At 61.6% G+C, this 21,897-nt stretch carries 15 protein-coding genes; 6 read left to right on the top strand and 9 right to left on the bottom strand.

All coding sequences use genetic code 11. The annotated features are described in order from the left end of the window. Window positions 1-2 precede the first annotated feature (2 nt). Window positions 3-3,899, bottom strand: coding sequence for a phosphoribosylformylglycinamidine synthase (gene purL, locus JMN22_RS05405; protein WP_198796573.1), 3,897 nt, complete (start codon window positions 3,897-3,899; stop codon window positions 3-5). A gap of 287 nt (window positions 3,900-4,186) precedes the next feature. Here purL and mltF point away from each other — a divergent pair, with 287 nt between their 5' ends. After that, window positions 4,187-5,647 carry a membrane-bound lytic murein transglycosylase MltF gene (gene mltF, locus JMN22_RS05400; RefSeq protein ID WP_030139608.1) on the top strand — a complete coding sequence of 487 codons (1,461 nt, stop codon included), beginning with the start codon at window positions 4,187-4,189 and terminating at the stop codon, window positions 5,645-5,647. A gap of 189 nt (window positions 5,648-5,836) precedes the next feature. On the opposite strand, the gene pdxJ is transcribed toward mltF, so the two are convergent. The 8 genes from pdxJ to lptF form a co-directional block, all read right to left on the bottom strand. Then, complete coding sequence (pdxJ, locus tag JMN22_RS05395; RefSeq protein WP_030139609.1) at window positions 5,837-6,580, bottom strand: pyridoxine 5'-phosphate synthase; 744 nt, start codon at window positions 6,578-6,580, stop codon at window positions 5,837-5,839. A 50-nt stretch (window positions 6,581-6,630) separates the two neighbouring features. Then, window positions 6,631-7,314 (bottom strand): DNA repair protein RecO, encoded by a 684-nt coding sequence (gene recO, locus JMN22_RS05390; protein WP_030139610.1) that lies wholly within the window; start codon window positions 7,312-7,314, stop codon window positions 6,631-6,633. A 168-nt stretch (window positions 7,315-7,482) separates the two neighbouring features. Continuing rightward, window positions 7,483-8,385 carry a GTPase Era gene (era, locus tag JMN22_RS05385; protein WP_030139611.1) on the bottom strand — a complete coding sequence of 301 codons (903 nt, stop codon included), beginning with the start codon at window positions 8,383-8,385 and terminating at the stop codon, window positions 7,483-7,485. Continuing rightward, window positions 8,378-9,067: a ribonuclease III gene (rnc, locus tag JMN22_RS05380; protein WP_030139612.1), complete on the bottom strand. Its 690-nt coding sequence runs from the start codon at window positions 9,065-9,067 to the stop codon at window positions 8,378-8,380. The genes era and rnc overlap by 8 nt, the downstream gene beginning before the upstream one ends. Before the next feature lie 184 nt (window positions 9,068-9,251). Continuing rightward, a complete protein-coding gene (gene lepB / locus JMN22_RS05375; protein WP_030139613.1) occupies window positions 9,252-10,106 on the bottom strand; it encodes a signal peptidase I in 855 nt (284 codons plus the stop codon). Between the two features lie 5 nt (window positions 10,107-10,111). Then, on the bottom strand, window positions 10,112-11,911 hold the full coding sequence (gene lepA, locus JMN22_RS05370) for a translation elongation factor 4 (RefSeq protein WP_030139614.1): 1,800 nt from the start codon (window positions 11,909-11,911) through the stop codon (window positions 10,112-10,114). Window positions 11,912-12,052: 141 nt separating this feature from the next. Continuing rightward, window positions 12,053-13,114 (bottom strand): LPS export ABC transporter permease LptG, encoded by a 1,062-nt coding sequence (gene lptG / locus JMN22_RS05365; RefSeq protein ID WP_030139615.1) that lies wholly within the window; start codon window positions 13,112-13,114, stop codon window positions 12,053-12,055. After that, window positions 13,107-14,228 (bottom strand): LPS export ABC transporter permease LptF, encoded by a 1,122-nt coding sequence (gene lptF, locus JMN22_RS05360; RefSeq protein WP_030139616.1) that lies wholly within the window; start codon window positions 14,226-14,228, stop codon window positions 13,107-13,109. Before lptF ends, lptG begins: the two co-directional genes overlap by 8 nt. A 313-nt stretch (window positions 14,229-14,541) precedes the next feature. Here lptF and JMN22_RS05355 point away from each other — a divergent pair, with 313 nt between their 5' ends. The 5 genes from JMN22_RS05355 (at window position 14,542) to rlmF (ending at window position 21,831) form a co-directional block, all read left to right on the top strand. Further along, complete coding sequence (locus tag JMN22_RS05355) at window positions 14,542-16,032, top strand: leucyl aminopeptidase (RefSeq protein WP_198796574.1); 1,491 nt, start codon at window positions 14,542-14,544, stop codon at window positions 16,030-16,032. Between the two features lie 60 nt (window positions 16,033-16,092). Further along, window positions 16,093-16,521, top strand: coding sequence for a DNA polymerase III subunit chi (locus JMN22_RS05350; RefSeq protein ID WP_030139618.1), 429 nt, complete (start codon window positions 16,093-16,095; stop codon window positions 16,519-16,521). A gap of 7 nt (window positions 16,522-16,528) precedes the next feature. Continuing rightward, window positions 16,529-16,894: a hypothetical protein gene (locus tag JMN22_RS05345; protein WP_030139619.1), complete on the top strand. Its 366-nt coding sequence runs from the start codon at window positions 16,529-16,531 to the stop codon at window positions 16,892-16,894. 232 nt (window positions 16,895-17,126) lie between these two features. After that, complete coding sequence (locus JMN22_RS05340) at window positions 17,127-19,973, top strand: valine--tRNA ligase (RefSeq protein WP_030139620.1); 2,847 nt, start codon at window positions 17,127-17,129, stop codon at window positions 19,971-19,973. Between the two features lie 832 nt (window positions 19,974-20,805). Next, window positions 20,806-21,831, top strand: coding sequence for a 23S rRNA (adenine(1618)-N(6))-methyltransferase RlmF (rlmF, locus tag JMN22_RS05335; RefSeq protein WP_198796575.1), 1,026 nt, complete (start codon window positions 20,806-20,808; stop codon window positions 21,829-21,831). Window positions 21,832-21,897 lie beyond the last annotated feature (66 nt).

The raw sequence follows: 21,897 nt of genomic DNA, 5'->3' as shown, positions 1-21,897 counted from the left end.
CCTCAGTTCACCCAGACGCGGGCGTTGCGGAACATGCGCATCCATGGCGCGTCTTCGTTCCAGTCGTCCGAACGCCACGAGTTCTGCACCGCGCGGAACACCCGCTCAGGGTGCGGCATCATGATCGTGACGCGGCCGTCGCGGCTGGTCAGGCCAGTGATCCCGCGCGGCGAGCCGTTCGGGTTGGCCGGGTAGGTTTCAGTGACCTTGCCGTGGTTGTCGACGAAACGCAGCGACACGCAACCGGACAGGTCGGCTTCGAGCAACGCTTCTTCGCTCTGGAACTCCGCATGGCCTTCGCCGTGGGCGATGGCGATCGGCATGCGCGAACCGGCCATGCCCTGCAGGAAGATCGAGTTCGATTCTTGCACCTGAACCATCGCGACACGGGCTTCGAACTGCTCGGAACGGTTACGCACGAAGTGCGGCCAGAACTCGCTGCCCGGGATCAGCTCGTGCAGGTTGGACATCATCTGGCAACCGTTGCACACGCCAAGGGTGAAGCTGTCGGTGCGTTCGAAAAAGCCTTGGAACGCATCGCGGGCGCGGCTGTTGAACAGCGCCGACTTGGCCCAGCCTTCACCGGCACCCAGCACGTCACCGTAGGAGAAGCCGCCGCAGGCGACCATGCCCTTGAAGTCGTTCAGATCGACACGACCGGCGAGGATGTCACTCATGTGCACGTCGATCGCGTTGAAACCGGCGCGGTCGAACGCTGCCGCCATCTCCACCTGGCCGTTGACGCCCTGCTCGCGCAGGACGGCCACTTGTGGGCGAATGCCTTTCTTGATGTACGGCGCGGCCACATTGTCGTTGACGTCGTAGCTGAGCTTGGCGCTCAGGCCCGGATTGTCTTCTTCCAGCAGCGCGTCGAATTCCTGCTCGGCGCATTCGACGTTGTCACGCAGGCGCTGGATCTGGTAGCTGGTCTCGGCCCACTGGCGCTGCAACAGGCGGCGCTGGCCTTCGAAGACGGTGTCGCCGTTGAAGGTGATGTTGATGTGGGCGTTGTTGATCGGCTGGCCGATCACCGAGACGCACTCGGCCAGGCCGGCGGCGCTGAACTGGGCGAGGATGTCCGGGGTGGCGTCCTGGCGAACCTGGATCACCGCACCCAACTCTTCGTTGAACAGGATCGCCGGGATCTCGGCGGCGGATTCGGCGACGCTGTCCAGGGTCAGGTTCAGGCCGCAGTGACCGGCGAAGGCCATTTCCATCACGGTGGTCAGCAAGCCGCCATCGGAACGGTCGTGGTAGGCCAGCAGGTGACCGTCGGCGTTGAGGCCCTGGATCACGGCGAAGAACGCCTTCAGGTCTTCGGCATCGTCGACGTCCGGCGCTTGCGAGCCGAGCTTGCCATGCACCTGGGCCAGGATCGAGGCGCCCATGCGGTTCTGGCCACGGCCCAGGTCGATCAGGATCAGGTCGGTGGTGCCCTTGTCCATGCGCAGTTGCGGGGTCAGGGTCTGGCGGATGTCCGTGACCGGGGCGAAACCGGTCACGATCAGCGACAGCGGCGAGGTCACGCTCTTGTCCACGCCTTCGTCATTCCAGCGCGTGGCCATGGACATGGAGTCCTTGCCCACCGGAATGGTGATGCCCAGCTCAGGGCACAGCTCCATGCCGACAGCCTTGACGGTGTCGTACAGGCGGGCGTCTTCACCCGGGTGACCGGCGGCGGACATCCAGTTGGCCGACAGCTTGATGTCGGAAATCTTGCCGATGCGCGAAGCCGCGATGTTGGTCAGGGTTTCGCCGATCGCCATGCGGCCCGACGCCGGGGCGTCCAGCAGCGCCAGCGGCGTGCGCTCGCCCATGGCCATGGCTTCGCCGGTGTAGACGTCGAAGCTGGTGGCGGTCACGGCCACGTCGGCCACCGGTACCTGCCACGGGCCGACCATCTGGTCGCGGGCCACAAGGCCGGTGATGGTGCGGTCGCCGATGGTGATCAGGAAGCTCTTGCTCGCCACGGCCGGGTGATGCAGCACGCGCTCGATGGAATCGGCGATGTCGAGGGTGGACGGATCGAAATCGTCGCCCAGCTCGGTTTCGCGAACGGCCGAACGGTGCATGCGCGGGGCCTTGCCCAGCAGCACTTCCAGCGGCATGTCCACCGGGCTGTTGCCGAAATGGCTGTCAGTCACGGTCAGTTGCGGTTCGGCGGTGGCTTCACCGACCACGGCGAACGGGCAACGCTCGCGCTCGCAAATGGCCTGGAAGCGCTCGAAGTCGGCCGGGCCGACCGCCAGGACATAACGTTCCTGGGATTCGTTGCTCCAGATTTCGTGCGGGGCCATGCCCGGCTCGTCGTTCGGAATGTTGCGCAATTCGAAGCGACCACCACGGCCACCATCGTTGACCAGCTCCGGGAAGGCGTTGGACAGGCCGCCCGCGCCGACGTCGTGGATGAAGCTGATCGGGTTGTGCTCACCCAACTGCCAGCAACGGTCGATGACTTCCTGGCAGCGGCGTTCCATTTCCGGGTTTTCCCGTTGGACCGAAGCGAAGTCCAGGTCTGCCGAGCTGGTGCCGGTGGCCATGGACGAAGCCGCGCCGCCACCCAGGCCGATCAACATGGCCGGGCCGCCGAGGACGATCAGCTTGGAGCCGACCACGATCTCGCCTTTCTGCACGTGTTCGGCGCGGATGTTGCCCATGCCGCCGGCGAGCATGATCGGCTTGTGGTAGCCGCGAACCTCTTCGCCACGTGGAGTGGTGATGGATTGTTCGAAGGTACGGAAGTAGCCAGTCAGGGCCGGGCGACCGAATTCGTTGTTGAACGCCGCGCCGCCCAGTGGGCCTTCGATCATGATGTCGAGGGCGTTGACGATGCGCTCAGGCTTGCCGTACGGCTTTTCCCACGGCTGTTCGAAGCCCGGGATCTGCAGGTTCGACACGGTGAAGCCAGTCAGGCCGGCCTTGGGCTTGGCACCGCGACCGGTGGCGCCTTCGTCGCGGATCTCGCCACCGGAACCGGTGGACGCGCCCGGGAACGGGGCAATGGCCGTCGGGTGGTTGTGGGTCTCGACCTTCATGAGGATGTGCACCGGCTCCTGGACCGCACCGTACTGGCGGGTCTCAGGGTTCGGGTAGAAACGACCGGCAACGTTGCCGACGATGACTGCGGCGTTGTCCTTGTAGGCCGACAGCACACCTTCGTTGTGCATCTGGTAGGTGTTCTTGATCATGCCGAACAGGCTTTTTTCCTGGCTCTGGCCGTCAATGTCCCAACTGGCGTTGAAGATCTTGTGGCGGCAGTGCTCGGAGTTGGCCTGGGCGAACATCATCAGTTCGATGTCATGCGGGTTGCGCTTCAAGCCCTGGAAGGCGTTGACCAGGTAATCGATCTCGTCTTCGGCCAGGGCCAGGCCCAGCTCGGCGTTGGCTTTTTCCAGCGCGGCACGGCCACCGCCCAGCACGTCGATGGCGGTCAGTGGCTTGGGTTCGGCGTGGCTGAACAGGCCGGCAGCCTGTTCCAGGTTGCCCAGGACGACCTGGGTCATGCGGTCATGCAGGCCATCGGCGATCAGTTGGGCCTCGGCCTCGCTGAACTCACCGGCGACATAAAAGGCAATGCCGCGCTCCAGGCGCTGGATTTTTGCCAGGCCGCAGTTGCGGGCGATGTCGCTGGCCTTGCTCGACCATGGCGAAATGGTGCCGAAACGCGGCAATACCAGGAACAGGCGACCGGTTGGCTCCTGGACCGGAACACTTGGACCGTACTTCAGAAGGCGCGCGAGCACCTGCTGTTCGTCGCCGGTCAAACCGCCGGTGACTTCGGCGAAGTGAGCGAATTCAGCATACAAGCCGCTGACAGCCGGGACTTTCTGGCTCAGTTGCTCAAGAAGTTTGCTGTGGCGAAAGGCAGAAAGGGCAGGAGCGCCGCGCAGGATCAACATCTTCGGGACAGCCTCGGGAAGGGGTGTGCTTTGAGGCCGTGCATTCTAGCCTAAACCGCTGGCGACGGCACCCGAAACGGTACGTGTGATGCCAGCCGAACGTCGGTCGTGCCGCCCGCCGCTCGCTGGCGCGGTCATCGGGCGCGCGCGCCAGAGTTATTTTTTATCGCAAGGAACCCCGCCGGGCGCCGGCCCGCCTGGCTCGCGGACATGTTTCGCAACCTCTAGCAGACTGGCCTTTTGCTGTCGATATATGGCGGTCGAGGCCGTTTGCGTATACTGCGCAGATGTTTTCCCCAACGGCTTTGCGTCCGCGGTACGCCAGATGGCTGATCGCAACCGGACTCTTCCTGGTGCTCAGTGGTTGTGTTGAGAAACCCAACACACTGGAGCGCGTAAAGGAGGATGGCGTGCTGCGGGTCGTTACCCGGAACAGCCCCGCCACCTACTTCCAGGATCGCAATGGTGAGACCGGCTTCGAATACGAGCTGGTGAAGCGCTTCGCCGAGGATTTGGGGGTCGAGCTGAAAATCGAGACCGCCGACAACCTGGATGACCTGTTCGGCCAGGTCGGCAAGCCGAATGGCCCGGTATTGGCCGCCGCGGGCCTGGTCAGCAGCGAGCCGCGCAAGCAGCAGGTGCGGTTCTCCCATCCTTATCTGGAAGTCACCCCCCAGATCATCTATCGCAACGGCCAGTCACGCCCCACCGACGCGGCAGGCCTGGCCGGCAAGAAGATCATGGTGCTCAAGGGCAGCACCCACGCCGAGCAATTGGCGCAGTTGAAGCAGCAATATCCAGGCATCGAATACGAAGAGTCCGACGCGGTTGAAGTCGTCGACCTGCTGCGCATGGTCGATGAGGGCCAGATCGATCTGACCCTCGTCGATTCCAACGAAGTGGCGATGAACCAGGTGTATTTCCCCAACGTGCGCGTGGCGTTCGACCTGGGCGACGCGCGCAGCCAGAGTTGGGCGGTCGGTCCCGGCGAAGACAACAGCCTGCTCAACGAAATCAATGCCTACCTGGACAAGGTGCAGAAGAACGGCACGCTGCAACGCCTCAAGGACCGCTATTACGGGCACGTCGATGTCCTCGGCTACATGGGCGCGACAACCTTTGCCCAACACCTGCAGCAACGGCTGCCCAAGTATGAGCAGCACTTCAAGGCCTACGCCAAGAAAGAAAAAGTCGATTGGCGCTTGCTGGCCGCCATCGGTTACCAGGAATCACTCTGGCAACCGGCGGTCACGTCCAAGACCGGCGTGCGCGGCCTGATGATGCTGACCCAGAACACCGCCCAGGCCATGGGCGTGTCCAATCGCCTGGATCCGAAGCAGAGCATCATGGGCGGCGCCAAATACCTGGCCTACATGAAGGATCAGTTGGACGAGAGCATCGAAGAACCGGACCGCACCTGGTTCGCCCTCGCCGCCTACAATGTGGGCAGTGGCCACCTCGACGACGCGCGCAAGCTCGCTGCCAAGGAAGGGCTGAATCCGAACAAGTGGCTGGATGTGAAGAAAATCCTGCCGCGCCTCTCCCAGAAGCAGTGGTACAGCAAGACCCGCTACGGCTACGCCCGGGGCGGCGAGCCGGTGCATTTCGTGGCGAACATCCGTCGCTACTACGACATCCTCACCTGGGTGACGCAGCCGCAGCTCGAAGGCAACCAGGTGGCCGAAGGCAACCTGCATGTGCCGGGCGTGGACAAGAGCAAGCCAAACCAGGAATCCCCGCAGCTCTGACAGCTGCCCACTCCCACAGCTTTGCTTGGACTACCCACATACTTTGTATCCAGCCAAGATCCCCTGTGGGAGCGGGCTTGCTCGCGAAAGCGGTGTGTCAGCCACTTCAATGGTGACTGACCTGACGCCTTCGCGAGTAAGCCCGCTCCCACAGTTTTGATCGGGGCGTTTAGAAGTTTTGTGGTGGGCTCAGGACCTGGCAGCCGCCAGGATCAGCGCCTTCATCTCCGCCACCGCCGACTTGAACCCGACGAACAACGCATGGGCCACCAGCGCATGGCCGATGTTCAGTTCGTTGATGCCCTTGATCGCCGCGACGGCTTCGACGTTGTGATAATGCAGGCCATGGCCGGCGTTGACGACCAGGCCTTGGGCCAGGCCAAAAGCGACGCCGTCGGCCACTCGTTGCAGTTCATCGGCCACGTCGGTGGGCGTCTCGGCATCGGCGTAACGACCGGTGTGCAATTCGATGGCCGGGGCGCCGACCCGCTTGGAGGCTTCGATCTGCCGCTCGTCGGCGTCGATGAACAGCGACACCTCGGCGCCGATCTTCGAGAGGCGTTCCACCGCCAGGCTGATCCGCGATTCCTGCCCCGCGACGTCGAGGCCGCCTTCGGTGGTCAGTTCCTGCCGGGTTTCCGGTACCAGGCAGATGTGCGCCGGGCGGATGCGCTCGGCGAACGCCATCATTTCCTCGGTCACGCCCATTTCGAAATTCATGCGGGTCTGCAGCACATCCTTGAGCAGCAACACGTCGCGCTCCTGGATGTGGCGACGGTCTTCACGCAGGTGCACGGTGATGCCGTCGGCACCCGCCTCTTCAGCGTCCAGCGCAGCCTTGACCGGATCCGGGTAGCGCGTACCACGGGCCTGGCGGAGGGTGGCGACATGGTCGATGTTCACGCCGAGAAGAATGCGATTGCTGGTGCTCACGAAAAGCGCTCCTGAATGGACAGAGATTCGGCCCACAGCATACGGGGAGATCAGGGCTTGCGAAACAGCTCGCGACTGACCAGCGGCCGGCCACCCAAGTGAACCGCCAGCGCTTGGCGCATCAAACGCTTGGCGGCCGCCAACGCACCGGGCGCGGTCCAGTCGGCTTCGGCCATGGCCAAGAGCTCAACGCCATTGAACAGCCCCGGTTGCAACTGGTAGACCTGCTCCAGGCCCGCATCCACTTGCAAGCGGTACAGCCCGTCGGCGGCGATGGGCTGGCCGTGCAGGTCGGTGTCGAGGGAAAAACCGTAGCCTAGGTCGTCCAGCAGGCGCCATTCGAAGGAGCGCAGCAACGGCTCCAGCGGCCGGCCTTCGGCCAGGGCCAGCAGCGTCGCGGTGTAATGATCGAAAACGGCGGGATGGGGATCTTCGGCGGGCAGCAGGCGGATCAACAGCTCATTGAGGTACAAGCCGCTGAACAACGCCTCGCCGTTGAGCCAGGCCGCGACGCCGTTGCTTTCCATGCGCCCGACGTTCTTCAACTCGCCCCGCCCGCGAAACTCGACCTCCAGCGGCACGAACGGCCGCGCCAGCGTCCCGGCCTTGCCCCGCGCCCCACGCAACACCGCCCGCAGCCGCCCCTGGGGCGTGAGGAAATCCACCAGGGCGCTGCTTTCGCGGTAGGCACGGCTGTGGAGGACGTAGGCGGGTTGGGCGATGGGTTGGGACATTAAAGTCGCAGTTCTCACTGGGCGAGCAAAATTTTATAAACAACCCGAAACCAATGTGGGAGCGAGCTTGCTCGCGATAGCGGTCTGTCAGTCAACGTCCATGTTGAATATCAGGCCCTCATCGCGAGCAAGCTCGCTCCCACAATGGTTCTCGGTATATCCAGCTAATCAGAGGTCGCCGTAACCCAACGAACGCAACGCCCGCTCGTCATCGGACCAGCCGCCCTTCACCTTGACCCACAGGTTGAGCATGATCTTGGAGTCGAACAGCAGCTCCATGTCCTTGCGCGCCTCGGTGCCGATGCGCTTGATACGCTCGCCCTTGTCGCCAATGATGATCTTCTTCTGGCCGTCACGTTCGACGAGGATCAAGGCATGAATATGCAGGGTCTTCCCCTGTTGCTTGAACTCTTCGATCTCGACGGTGATCTGGTATGGCAGCTCGGCACCCATCTGGCGCATGATTTTCTCGCGCACCAGTTCAGCGGCGAGGAAGCGGCTGCTGCGGTCGGTGATCTGGTCTTCGGGGAAGAAATGATCGTTTTCCGGCAGGTGCTCGGCAATCACCCGCTCCAGCGCGTCGAGGTTATGGCCATGCTGGGCGGAGATCGGGATGATCTGGGCATTCGGCAACTGCTCCTGCAACCAGCTCAGGTGCGGCATCAGTTCTGCCTTGTCTTCGATGCGATCGGTCTTGTTCAGCGCCACGATCAGCGGACCGGTCACGTACTGGACGCGCTCGAGGACCATCTGGTCTTCTTCGGTCCACTTGGTGCGATCGACCACGAAGATCACCACATCGACGTCTTTCAGCGCCGCCGAAGCAGTCTTGTTCATGTAGCGGTTCAGGGCCTTTTCACCGCCCTTGTGCATCCCCGGGGTGTCGACGTAGATCGCCTGCACGTCGCCTTCGGTCTTGATGCCCAGCATGTTGTGGCGTGTGGTTTGCGGCTTGCGCGAGGTAATCGCCAGCTTCTGGCCCAGGATGTGGTTCAACAGCGTGGACTTGCCCACGTTCGGCCGACCGACAATGGCGACATAGCCGCAGCGGGTGACGGTTGTATCAGTCATTGCCATTCTCCACGCCCAAGGCGATCAGTGCTGCAGCGGCCGCGACCTGTTCGGCAATACGACGGCTGACGCCCTGGCCTCGGCTTTTTTCATTCAAAAGGACCACTTCGCACTCGACGAAGAAGGTTCGGCAATGCGGCTCACCCTGGATATCCACCACTTCATAGCGTGGCAGTTCGCAACTGCGCGATTGCAGGAATTCCTGCAAGCGGGTCTTGGGATCCTTGTTGGTGTCCACCAGCGTCAGGCTGTCGATCTCGGACGTCAGCCAGGCCAGCACGCGCTCGCGCGCCATTTCCATGCCCGAATCCAGGTAGATCGCGCCAATCAATGCTTCCAGGGCATCGGCGAGGATCGACTCGCGACGGAAACCGCCGCTTTTCAGCTCACCCGACCCCAGGCGCAGATAATCGCCCAGGTCGAAACCACGGGCCAGTACGGCCAGGGTCTCACCTTTTACCAATCGTGCGCGCAAACGCGACAATTGGCCTTCGCGAGCCAGGGGAAAGCGTTCGAACAACGCCTCGCCGGCGACGAAATTGAGGATGGCATCGCCGAGGAATTCCAGGCGTTCGTTGTTGCGCCCGGCAAAACTGCGGTGAGTGAGGGCCAAGAGCATCAGCTCCTGATCCTTGAAAGTGTAGCCGAGCTGACGCTCGAGGCGGCTTAGAGAAACGCTCACGGTTTACCCACGCTGAGTTCGTGGCTGGATTCCACCGCCACGGCGACGAGGCGCCGCTGGCTTGGGACAATTAACGCTGTGTTCAAAAATGACGTCCTGACTATCGTTGGCTTCATGCCTTCGGGCAACCTTGTGCAGGCTCCAGAAAAGCATTCGGCGCTGTGTTCAACAGCGCCGTGTGTGATTACTTGATCAGGCCAACCCGCGAGAAATTCGGCAGGTGGCTGAGTTTGGGTTCCGGCCAGCTCATCCAGACCGCAAAGGCCTTGCCGACAATGTTGCGGTCGGGGACCATGCCCAGCAGGTCCTTGGGAATGTTCGGATCATCCCAGTAGCGGCTGTCGTTGGAGTTGTCGCGGTTGTCACCCATCATGAAGTAGTGCTCCGCCGGCACGGTCCACGAATGGTCCGGGGTGGCGCGGTAGCGGCTCATTTCCTTGCGGATCAGGTGTTCGGCTTCGCCGAGTTTTTCCTTGTAGAGCTCGGCGCTGCCCAGCGTGCCCGGCTCGGAGCCGATCAGTTGCTCGGCTACCAGCTCGCCATTGACGAACAGACGCTTGTCGGCGGTGTAGCGGATCTTGTCGCCCGGCAGGCCGACCACGCGCTTGATGTAGTTGACGTTCGGATCGCTTGGGTAGCGGAACACCATCACATCGCCGCGTTGCGGGTCGCCGATCTCGATGACTTTCTTGTCGATCACCGGCAACCGGATCCCGTAGGAAAACTTGTTCACCAGGATGAAGTCGCCCACATCCAGGGTCGGCTTCATCGAGCCGGACGGGATCTGGAACGGCTCCACCAGGAACGAGCGCAGCACGAGCACGATGAACAGCACTGGAAAGAACGACTTGCCGTACTCGACCAGCAGCGGTTCCTTGTTGAGCTTTTCAATGACCACGCCATCAGGCTGGCTGACGCTGCCCTGATAAGAGGCAATGGCGGCCCGGCGCCGGGGCGCCAGGAACAATAGATCGAGCAACCCCAACAGGCCGCAGACAAACACGGCGATAACCAGCAACAGCGGGAAATTTAGCGACATAGGACCTAACTATCCAACCTGAGCACCGCAAGGAAGGCTTCCTGTGGAATTTCCACGTTACCGACCTGCTTCATGCGTTTTTTACCGGCCTTCTGCTTTTCCAACAGCTTGCGCTTACGGCTGACGTCGCCGCCGTAGCATTTGGCCAATACGTTCTTTCTGAGCGCCTTGACGGTTGTACGCGCCACAATCTGACCGCCAATGGCGGCCTGGATTGCCACGTCGAACATCTGCCGCGGAATCAGTTCCTTCATCTTCTCGGTCAACGCGCGACCTTTGTAGTGCGCGTTGTCACGGTGCACGATCAATGCCAGGGCATCGACTTTCTCGCCGTTGATCAGCACATCCAGCTTCACCAGATTAGCCGATTGGTAGCGATCGAAATGATAGTCCAGCGAAGCATAGCCGCGACTGGTGGATTTCAGCCGATCGAAGAAATCCAGCACCACTTCGTTCATCGGCAAGTCGTAGGTCACCTGGACCTGCGTGCCGAGGAACAGCATGTCGTGCTGCACGCCGCGTTTTTCGATGCACAGGGTAATGACGTTGCCCAGGTGTTCCTGAGGCACAAGGATGTTGGCGCGCACGATCGGCTCGCGCATGTCCTCGATGGCCGACAGGTCCGGCAGCTTGGACGGGTTGTCGACGTAGATCGTCTCGCCGTTCTTGAGGAGCAGTTCGAAGATCACCGTTGGCGCCGTGGTGATCAGGTCCAGGTCATACTCGCGCTCCAGGCGCTCCTGGATGATTTCCATGTGCAGCATGCCCAGGAACCCGCAACGGAAACCGAAGCCCAGGGCGTCGGAGCTTTCCGGGGTGTATTGCAGGGACGAGTCGTTCAGGGTCAGCTTCTGCAGGGCTTCGCGGAAGTCCTCGAAATCGTCGGAGCTGACCGGGAACAGGCCGGCGTAGACCTGCGGCTGGATACGCTTGAAACCGGGCAGCACTTCGACGTCGGGGGTGGTGCTCAAGGTCAGGGTGTCGCCGACCGGCGCACCGTGGATGTCCTTGATACCGGCGATGATGAAGCCCACTTCACCGGCCTTCAGGTCGACGGTGGCGGTGTGTTTCGGGTTGAAGACACCGACGCTGTCCACCAGGTGGATCTTGCCGGTGGATTTGACCAGGATCTTGTCGCCTTTCTTCACGCGGCCGTGGCGCACGCGAACCAGGGAGACCACGCCCAGGTAGTTGTCGAACCAGGAGTCGATGATCAACGCTTGCAGCGGATCTTCGATATTGCCGGTCGGTGCGGGAATGGTCGTTACCAAGCGCTCGAGCACTTCGTCGACGCCCAGGCCGGTCTTGGCGCTGCAGGTGACCGCGTCGGTGGCGTCGATGCCGATGATCTTCTCGATTTCTTCCTTCACGCGTTCCGGATCGGCCTGTGGCAGGTCGATCTTGTTCAGCACCGGCATGACTTCCAGGCCTTGCTCGATGGCCGTGTAGCAGTTGGCGACGGACTGGGCCTCGACGCCCTGGCCGGCATCGACCACCAGCAACGCGCCTTCACAGGCCGCCAGGGACCGGCTGACTTCGTAGGTGAAGTCGACATGGCCCGGGGTATCGATGAAGTTGAGCTGGTAGGTAATGCCGTCTTTGGCCTTGTAGTAGAGGGTAACGCTGTGGGCCTTGATGGTGATCCCGCGTTCACGCTCGAGGTCCATGGAGTCCAGGACCTGGGCTTCCATTTCACGCTCGGCCAGGCCGCCGCACATCTGGATGAAGCGATCAGCCAGCGTCGACTTGCCATGGTCAATGTGGGCGATGATGGAGAAATTGCGGATATGACTCAAATCACTCACGGATCAACACTCAAAAAGGCTGCAGGCAAGGCCCGCCGAAAAATAGCCGGGAATTGTACCTGATCCATTGAGCAAGCGTCACGTGTGGCGAGGGAGCTTGCTCCCTCGCCACAGAAGCTCCCCCGCCACAAGAAAATGGGATCAACCCGCCCGACGCAGCAGCCAGAGGCCGGCCAACGCGCAAACACCGGCCGGCACCAGCACCGCAAACAGCGGTGAGAAACCGAACACCAGGCTCGATGGCCCCAACAAGTCCTGGGCAATACGGAAGGTAAAGCCCACCAGCACGCCGGTGAACACCCGCTGGCCGAGGGTCACCGAACGCAGCGGACCGAAGATGAAGGAAATCGCCATCAGCACCAGGGCAGCGGTCACCAGCGGTTGCAACACCTTGACCCAAAAAGCCAGCCAGTAGCGCCCGTTGTTCAGGCCCTGGTCTGCCAGGTAGTGGATGTAGCCCCACAGGCCGGTGATCGACAGCGATTCTGGCGCCATCACGACGGTGCTGAGCAGTTGCGGGCTCAACGCCACGTCCCAGCGCTCCGTTGGAGCGGCGACCACTTCGGTGCGTTTGTCGTGGAACAGAGTGGTGGTGACGTCGCTCAGTTGCCAGTGATCTTCGGCGAATTTGGCGCGTTTGGCGAAACTCGAGGACAGCATGTGCCGCTGATCGTCGAAACGATAGCGAGTCACGCCATACAAGGTACCGTTCGGCTGGACCGAGTTGATATGGATGAACTCATCACCCTGGCGGTGCCAAAGGCCGTGCTTGGCGCTTTGCGCATCGCCGCCACCCTGGGCCAGGGAACGGTTGGCCTGGGCGGTGTTCTCGGTGGCCGGGGCAACATATTCGCCGATCAGCACACCGACCAGCATCAGTACCAGCATCGGCTTCATCACTGCCCAGACAATCCGACCGATGGACACGCCAGCCGCGCGCATGATGGTCAATTCGCTGTTGCTCGCCAGGCTGCCCAAGCCAATCAGGCAGCCGATCAACGCAGCCATCGGCAACATGTCATACAGGCGCCGCGGCGCGGTCAGCAACACGTAGCTGAGGACGTCCGCCAGGGTGTAAGTGTCGCTGACGTCGCTCATTTCATCAATGAACGCGAACAAGGTCGCCAGGCCAAGAATGATCCCCAGCACAGCAAGGATCGCCATGAATACGCTGCTGCCGATGTAGCGGTCGAGTTTAACCACGGGCCACCTCCAGCGCACTGCGACGGCTGGCGAGCTTCAGGCGCATGGGCTCCCAATAGAGCAACCCGAGCCCAATGGCGAGGAATATCGAATGCACCCACCACAGGCCCAGCGCCGGCGGGATCTTGCCTTTTTCCAGGGCGCTGCGGGCGGAAATCAGGATGGTCAGGTAAGCCATGTACAAAAGGATCGCTGGCAATAGCTTGAGGAAACGGCCCTGGCGGGGGTTGACCCGCGACAGCGGAACCGCCATGAGCGTCACGATGAACACCAGCAGCGGCAGCGACAAGCGCCACTGCAGCTCGGTACGGGCGCGGATGTCATTGCTGCCCAGCAGGCTTGAAGTCGGCATCGCATCGCGATCGGTGACTTCGTCGCTGGCCTCGGGCTTGGGCAGCAACACGCCGTAGGTGTCGTATTTGATAGCGCGATAATCGGCCTGGCCCGGCTTGCCGTCGTAGCGGTAGCCATTCTCGAGAATCAGGTAGCGGTTACCGTCCGGGTTGATTTCCTGCCGACCCTTCTCGGCCACCAGCACGGAGATCCCGCGGTCTTTCTTGGCATCCGAAGACAGGTTTTTCTGGGTGATGAAGACGCCCCCCAGGTTGATCCGGTCATCCGAAAGCTGTTCGGTGTAGGTGACACGCGTCCCGTCACGCAGGGCCTGGAAGCGCCCCGGCACCAGGGTGTCGAATTCGGTCATGGCGTCCTGCTGGTTGATCAGCAGCTGGAATTGGTTGGCTCCCTGGGGCGCCAGGCTCAGGCTCAGCCAGGCCACCACCAGCGCCACCAGCGTCGCCGGGAACAACGTGATGCGAAACAGTCGCTGCTGGCTCATGCCCGTGGCGGACAGCACGGTCATTTCGCTGTCCAGGTACAGGCGACCGTAAGCCAGCAGGATGCCGAGGAACAACCCCAGCGGCAGGATCAGTTGCAGGAAGCCCGGCAGGCGGAATCCCATGATCAGGAACAACGAGCCCGGGTCCAGGGCGCCGGAGGCCGCCTGCGCGAGGTACTTGATGAAGCGCCCGCTCATGATGATGACCAGCAGCACGGCGCTGACCGCGCTCAGGGTCAGCAGGACTTCGCGGGACAGATAACGAAAGACGATCAAACCAGACACTCCACGATTGTCAGGCTATGGCGGCCAAACAAGGAAACGTATCGAGCCAGCTCACGCAGCGAGCCGCCGAAAAAAGAGCCGCATTATCCTGTGATTGGACGCGCCTGTCACTGCGCACGCTTTAACCAGACGCTTCATGGCCAAAAAGTTAACGACTGCGAGGGTTGTCAGGCTCGGGCGCCGAGGTTCAAACTGCGGCCTTTGTCGCCGGCAAGCCCGGCGCTTCTTTTATATAGAAGACAGCTGTTCAGCGCGCCACTGTCTCGGCGCCTGGCCTCTTGACCATTCATTCAGGGATCCGGACATGGAACTGGTTGTAAAAAGCGTCAGCCCAGAAACGTTGAAGACCGCCACGCTGGTGGTTGCCGTTGGTGAAAACCGCAAGCTCGGCGTCGTCGCCACCCAGCTTGACGCCTTGAGCGGCGGCGCGATCAGCGCCGTACTCAAGCGCGGCGACCTGGCCGGCAAGGTCGGCCAAAGCCTGTTGCTGCACAGCCTGCCCAACCTCAAGGCCGAGCGTGTGCTGCTGGTCGGCGTGGGCAAGGAAGTTGAACTGGGCGACCGTCCGTTCCGCAAGATCATTGCCGGCGTGCTGGGCACCCTGAAAAACCTCGGCGGTGGCGACGCAGCACTGGCGCTGGACGAGCTGGTGGTCAAGGGCCGCGACAGCTATGGCAAGAACCGCCTGCTGGCCGAGACCCTGGTGGACGGCGAATATCAATTCGACCAATTCAAGAGCCAGAAAGCCGAACCCCGCGCCCTGAAGAAAGTCACCCTGCTGACCATCAAGGCCGCCCAGGCCGAAGTCCAGCGCGCCGTGACCCATGCCACCGCGATTGCCAACGGCATGGCCTTCACCCGCGACCTGGGCAACCTGCCGCCGAACATCTGCCACCCGACGTTCATGGGCGAACAGGCCAAGGCACTGGGCAAGGAATTCAAAGGGCTCAAGGTCGAAGTCTTCGACGAGAAGAAAATCAAGGACCTTGGCATGGGCTCGTTCTATGCCGTCGGCCAGGGCAGCGCCCAGCCGCCACGCCTGATCGTCATGCAATACAACGGCGGCAAGAAAGCCGAGAAGCCGTACGCACTGGTCGGCAAGGGCATCACCTTCGACACCGGGGGCATCAGCCTCAAGCCCGGCGCCGGCATGGATGAAATGAAATACGACATGGGCGGCGCCGCCAGCGTGCTCGGCACCTTGCGCGCCGTGCTCGAGCTGCAACTGCCGATCAACCTGGTCTGCATTCTCGCCTGCGCTGAAAACATGCCCAGCGGCACGGCTTCGCGTCCTGGCGACATCGTCACCACCATGAGCGGCCAGACCGTCGAAATCCTCAACACCGACGCAGAGGGCCGCCTGGTCCTGTGCGACGCCCTCACCTATTCCGAGCGCTTCAAGCCGCAAGCGGTGATCGACATCGCCACCCTGACCGGCGCTTGCGTCGTCGCACTTGGCGCCCACACCTCGGGCCTGCTGGGCAACAACGACGAACTGATCGGCCAGTTGCTCAGCGCCGGCCAGCAAGCCGATGACCGCGCCTGGCAATTGCCGCTGTTCGACGAGTACCAGGAACAACTGGACAGCCCGTTCGCCGACATCGCCAACATCGGCGGCCCGAAAGCCGGGACCATCACGGCGGCGTGCTTCCTGTCGCGCTTCACCAAGAACCTGAACTGGGCGCACCTGGACATCGCCGGCACGGCCTGGACCAGCGGCGGCAAGGACAAGGGCGCCACCGGCCGTCCGGTTCCACTGTTGACCCAATACCTGCTGGACCGCGCCAAGGCCTGACACCAATGACTGCCGTTGGCGTCGCCCTCGGGTGGCGCCAGCGGCTGTTCAGGAACCGCAATGACCAAAGTCGATTTCTATATCCTGCCCAGCGCCGATCCCTCGGCGCGGCTGGATTTCGCCTGCAAGCTGACTGAAAAGGCCTGGCGAATGGGCCATCGCATCTACCTGCACTGCAGCGATGCCGCCCAGCGCGAAGACCTCGACGCACGACTGTGGGCTTTCAAGGGCGAAAGCTTCGTGCCCCATGGCCCGGCAGAAAGCGAGCCCGAGGGCTTGATCGTGCTCGGCTTGGGGAATGACTGCGGGCAACATCAGGACCTGCTGGTCAACCTTGACCTGAAAGTGCCGGCCTTCGCCCAGCGCTTCGCCCGCGTGGCGGAAGTGGTGGTTGAGGACCCGGCCATCCGGCAAGCCGCGCGGGAGAGTTTCCGTTTCTACCGCGAACAGGGCTATCCTCTGCAAGACCACCGTTTACAGCGACTCTGAGCCTACGATGGACACTCCTAAACCGCCGCAAAAACCCGCCCAATTGCTGGATGACCTCGAGTCGATCCGCCAGTTGCTCGGCGATGACAACCTGCAACCGCCGCTGTTGACCGATACGGTGGAACACGAGCCGGTGCATGACGAACAGATCCCGCTGCTGTTCGACCCGATCAACGGCCAGCCCGAACCCCAGCCAGCCCCCCAGCCTGAACCCAAGGGCCCCGATGCCCTGCTGCACCTGGACCGCGAACTCCGCGCCGCCGCGCAGTTGATCATGCAAGACGTCATCGACGACTTCGCCCCGCACATCGAGACCGAGATCAAGCGCCGGCTGGAAGCGCGGATGGAACGGCTGTTGAGTCAGTACGAGTAGCATCCAACACTCAACTGATTGCACTTCCTGTGGGAGCGAGCTCGCTCGCGATGGGGCCGGCACATCCAATATCAGTGCAGGCTGAACCACCGCTATCGCGAGCAAGCTCGCTCCCACAGGGTTCAACTGCGCTCCCATTCGGCTTCTCGCTCGCAGCTTGTGGCTTGCACCAGCCCCGCCCGCTATACTTCCCGGCTTTTCCTGAATAAATGCCAATAGGGTCCCGCCGCGCATGGATAAGACCTACCAGCCGCACGCCATTGAAACTTCCTGGTACAACACCTGGGAGTCCGAGAATTATTTCGCTCCGCAAGGCGCGGGCGATTCCTACACCATCATGATCCCGCCGCCGAACGTCACCGGCAGCCTGCACATGGGCCACGGCTTCAACAACGCGATCATGGACGCCCTGATCCGTTTCCGTCGCATGCAAGGTCGCAACACCTTGTGGCAACCGGGTACCGACCACGCCGGTATCGCCACGCAGATGCTGGTAGAGCGTCGTCTCGAAGCCCAGGGCCAGAATCGTCATGACCTCGGTCGCGAGAAATTCCTCGAGAAAGTCTGGGAATGGAAAGACGAGTCCGGTGGCAACATCAGCCGCCAGATCCGTCGCCTCGGCTCATCCGTGGATTGGAGCCGCGAGCGCTTCACCATGGACGACGGCCTTTCGGAGGCGGTGAAAGAAGCCTTCGTCCGCCTGCATGAAGACGGCCTGATCTATCGCGGCAAGCGCCTGGTCAACTGGGACACCAAGTTGCACACGGCCATTTCCGACCTCGAAGTGGAGAACCACGACGAGAAAGGTTTCTTGTGGAACCTGAAATACCCGTTGGCCGACGGCGCGAAAACCGCTGAAGGCAAGGATTACCTGATCGTCGCCACCACCCGTCCGGAAACCATGCTGGGCGACTCTGCCGTGGCGGTGAACCCGAACGACGAGCGCTATCAGGCGCTGATCGGTCAGTTCGTCGAGCTGCCGCTGGTTGGCCGGCGCATCCCGATCATCGGCGACGATTACTGCGATCCTGAATTCGGCACCGGCTGCGTGAAGATCACCCCGGCCCACGATTTCAACGACTATGAAGTCGGCAAGCGCCACAACCTGCCGCTGCTGAACATCTTCGACAAGAACGCCAATGTCTTGCCAGCGGCCCAGGCGTTCAACCTCGACGGCACGCTGAACGAAAGCGTCGATGGCCAGATCCCGGCCGAATACGCCGGCCTGGACCGCTTCGAGGCACGCAAGCAGATTGTTGCCGCGTTCGACGCCGCCGGCCTGCTGGTCAGCGTCGACGATCATGCCCTGAAAGTCCCGAAAGGCGACCGCTCCGGCACCATCATCGAGCCATGGCTGACCGACCAATGGTACGTGTCCACCAAGCCGTTGGCCGAACCTGCAATTGCCGCCGTCGAAGATGGCCGCATCCAGTTCGTGCCCAAGCAATACGAGAACATGTACTTCTCGTGGATGCGCGACATCCAGGATTGGTGCATCAGCCGCCAGCTATGGTGGGGCCATCGCATCCCGGCCTGGTACGACGAGTCGGGCAAGGTCTACGTCGGCCGCGATGAAGCCGAAGTCCGCGCCAAGCACAACCTCGGTCCGGACGTGGCGCTGGCGCAGGACAACGACGTCCTCGATACCTGGTTCAGCTCGGGCCTGTGGACCTTCTCCACACTGGGCTGGCCGCAACAGACCGAGTTTCTGAAGAAATTCCACTCCACCGACGTGCTGGTTACCGGCTTCGACATCATTTTCTTCTGGGTCGCCCGGATGATCATGTTGACCATGCACCTGGTGAAGAACGAGGACGGCACGCCGCAAGTGCCGTTCAAGACGGTCTACGTCCATGGCCTGGTGCGCGACGGCCAGGGCCAGAAGATGTCCAAGTCCAAGGGTAACGTCCTGGACCCGTTGGACATCATCGACGGCATCGATCTGGAAACCCTGGTGCAGAAACGCACCTCCGGGCTGATGCAGCCGAAACTGGCGAAGAAGATCGAGAAAGCCACCCGCGAAGAATTCGCCGAGGGCATCGCCAGCTACGGCACCGATGCACTGCGTTTCACCTTCTGCTCGCTGGCGTCCACCGGTCGTGACATCAAGTTCGACATGGGTCGCGTCGAAGGCTATCGCAACTTCTGCAACAAGATCTGGAACGCCGCGCGCTACGTGCTCGACAAGGGCGAGGACTGCGGCCAGAACGGCGAAGCCTACGAGCTGAGCCTGGCCGATCGCTGGATCATCTCCCAGTTGCAACGCACCGAAGCCGAAGTGACCCGCCAGCTTGACCAGTTCCGTTTCGACCTGGCCGCACAAGCGTTGTACGAGTTCATCTGGAACCAGTATTGCGACTGGTACCTGGAACTGTCCAAGCCTGTGTTGTGGGACGAAAATGCGCCGGTCGAGCGCCAGCGCGGCACCCGTCGCACCCTGGTGCGCGTACTGGAAGTGGCCTTGCGCCTGGCGCATCCATTCATGCCATTCATCACCGAGGAAATCTGGCAGCGCATCGCGCCGCTGGCGGGCATCCAAGGCAAGACGATCATGCTGCAACCGTGGCCGGTGGCCAACGAAAGCCGCATCGATCCGGCAGCGGAAGACGACATCGAATGGCTGAAGACCTTCATGCTCGGCCTGCGTAACATCCGCGCCGAAATGAACATCGGCCCGGGCAAGCCATTGACCCTGTTCCTGAAAAACGCCAACGCCGAAGACCTGCGTCGCCTCAATGAGAACGAAGCACTGCTCAAGAAGCTGGCGAAGCTTGAATCGGTGACCGTGCTGGCGGCGGGCGAAGAAGCGCCGCTGTCCGCCACCGCATTGGTTGGCGAAATGGAAGTGCTGGTGCCAATGGCCGGCCTGATCGACAAGGCCGCCGAACTGGCGCGCCTGGACAAGGAAATCCTGCGTCTGAAGGGCGAAGTCCAGCGGGTTGGCGGCAAGCTGTCCAACGCTGGCTTCGTCGACAAGGCGCCGGCCGAGGTCATCGAGAAGGAACGGGCCAAGCTGGCCGAGGCCGAACAGGCCCTGGGCAAGCTGGCTGAGCAGCACGCGCGGATTGCCAGCCTGTAACGGCGGTTCGCATCTGAATGCACCTTAGCGGATGGCGCCACGCCGTTAAGTCTCTTCGCTTGGCCTTTGCCAACAACAAATAAAAATCCGACGCTGGTATAAAAGCGTCGGATTTTTATGTCCATCCTTTCAAACTTCGACACACCTCACTATAAAAACATCAATCGTTTAGGTGAGTGACATTTCTCTTATAGCGCGCCAATTCAAACCTCTCAATATAAGCCAATCATATAACGGGCCTGGCTAATGGGGTTGTTTATACCACCGATCGTCCCCTCCCTCTTCTTTTGGCCACTGATATTGGTATTCTCCGCCCTTCACAGAGACACCGACTCTATCGCTGGCTGGTGGAGCGCCTTCTCCGCTGGTGGTGCCTGTACCAGGATCAACATCGCTGAACGGGCTGGGGGTAGCACCTCCATAGTGAAACTTATCATCTGACATGGTAGGACCTCCTTTATGGGTGGAGGTTGGATATTATTTTTCGCCCGACACTTGGTCTACTGTCATTCCTGACAGTTTTTTATATTTATATTTATTAAAAAAAGCCTGCGCTATATCTAATTACGCCAGGGTATACCGAGCGCAGATATAGCGAGTAAACTTCCGAATTAGCCCATCGAAGGAACGGCGCACAGAGAGGGAGTTGTAACATTTCGCGAAGTCGGATTTTTCACAAACGGTCTGTCCACCTCACAACAACTGAAGCCGCCGGCCTTGTCCATCACCTTCTTACGAACGCCCCCACATTTAAACCGCGCAGCCATCAAGACCGGGCCAGATGTGGGACAATGCCCGCCACTTTTTGAGCCATCCCCGAATCGACCCGCCCATGACCGCCCCCCGCACACCCAAACCAGCCCGCCAGAAGCCCAAGCCCGCCACCGAGGCCAAAGCCGTGGCACCGCGTGAGAAGGCCAGCCTGCATCCGCGCAACCGCCACCAGGGTCGCTATGATTTCCCGGCGTTGATCAAGAGCACACCGGAACTGGCAAAGTTCGTGATCATCAACCCCTATGGCAAGGAAAGCATCGACTTCGCCAGCCCCGAAGCCGTGCGGGTGTTCAATCGGGCGCTGCTCAAATCCTTTTACGGCATCGCCCACTGGGATATTCCCGCCGATTACCTGTGCCCGCCGGTGCCAGGTCGTGCGGACTATGTGCACTTTCTCGCCGATTTGCTCGCCAGCCACAACGCCGGTGAAATCCCCCGCGGGGCGGCAGTCAAGGTGCTGGACATCGGCACCGGCGCCAACTGCGTTTATCCGTTGATCGGCCACAGCGACTACCGCTGGCACTTCCTCGGTTCGGAGATCGACCCGACCGCCATTGCCTCGGCCAAAGCCATCGTCCAGTCCAATGGCTTGAACAAGGCCATCCAGTTGCGCCAGCAAGCCAACCGCAAGCAGATCCTCCTGGGCCTGTTGGAGGACGGCGAACGGTTCGACCTGACGATGTGCAACCCGCCGTTCCACGCCTCCCTGGACGAAGCCACCAAGGGCAGCCAGCGCAAGTGGCGGGCGTTGGGCAAGGCCGATCCGAAGCGCAAGCTGCCGGTGCTGAATTTTGGCGGTCAGGCTGCGGAGTTGTGGTGCGAGGGTGGCGAGGCGCGGTTCGTGACGCAATTGATCAATGAGAGCGCACAAGTGGCCGGGCAGGTGCTGTGGTTCAGCACTCTGGTGTCGAAGGCGTCGAACTTGCCGGCGATTCAAGCCGCATTGAAAAAGGCCGGGGCACTGCACAGCCAGGTGGTGGAGATGTCTCAGGGCCAGAAGCAGAGTCGATTCGTGGCCTGGACCTTCCAGACCGAAGCCCAGCAACAGGCGTGGCGCCAAGCCCGCTGGGTTCGCAAGGATTAGAAAGACGCTGTTCTACTGTAGGAGCTACCGAGCGAAGCGAGGCTGCGATCTTTTGATCTTTCACTG

The organism is Pseudomonas sp. HB05 (assembly GCF_016756915.1).
GTDB classification, from domain to species: Bacteria; Pseudomonadota; Gammaproteobacteria; order Pseudomonadales; family Pseudomonadaceae; genus Aquipseudomonas; species Aquipseudomonas alvandae.
This window is presented reverse-complemented; position numbering and strand designations above follow the sequence as displayed.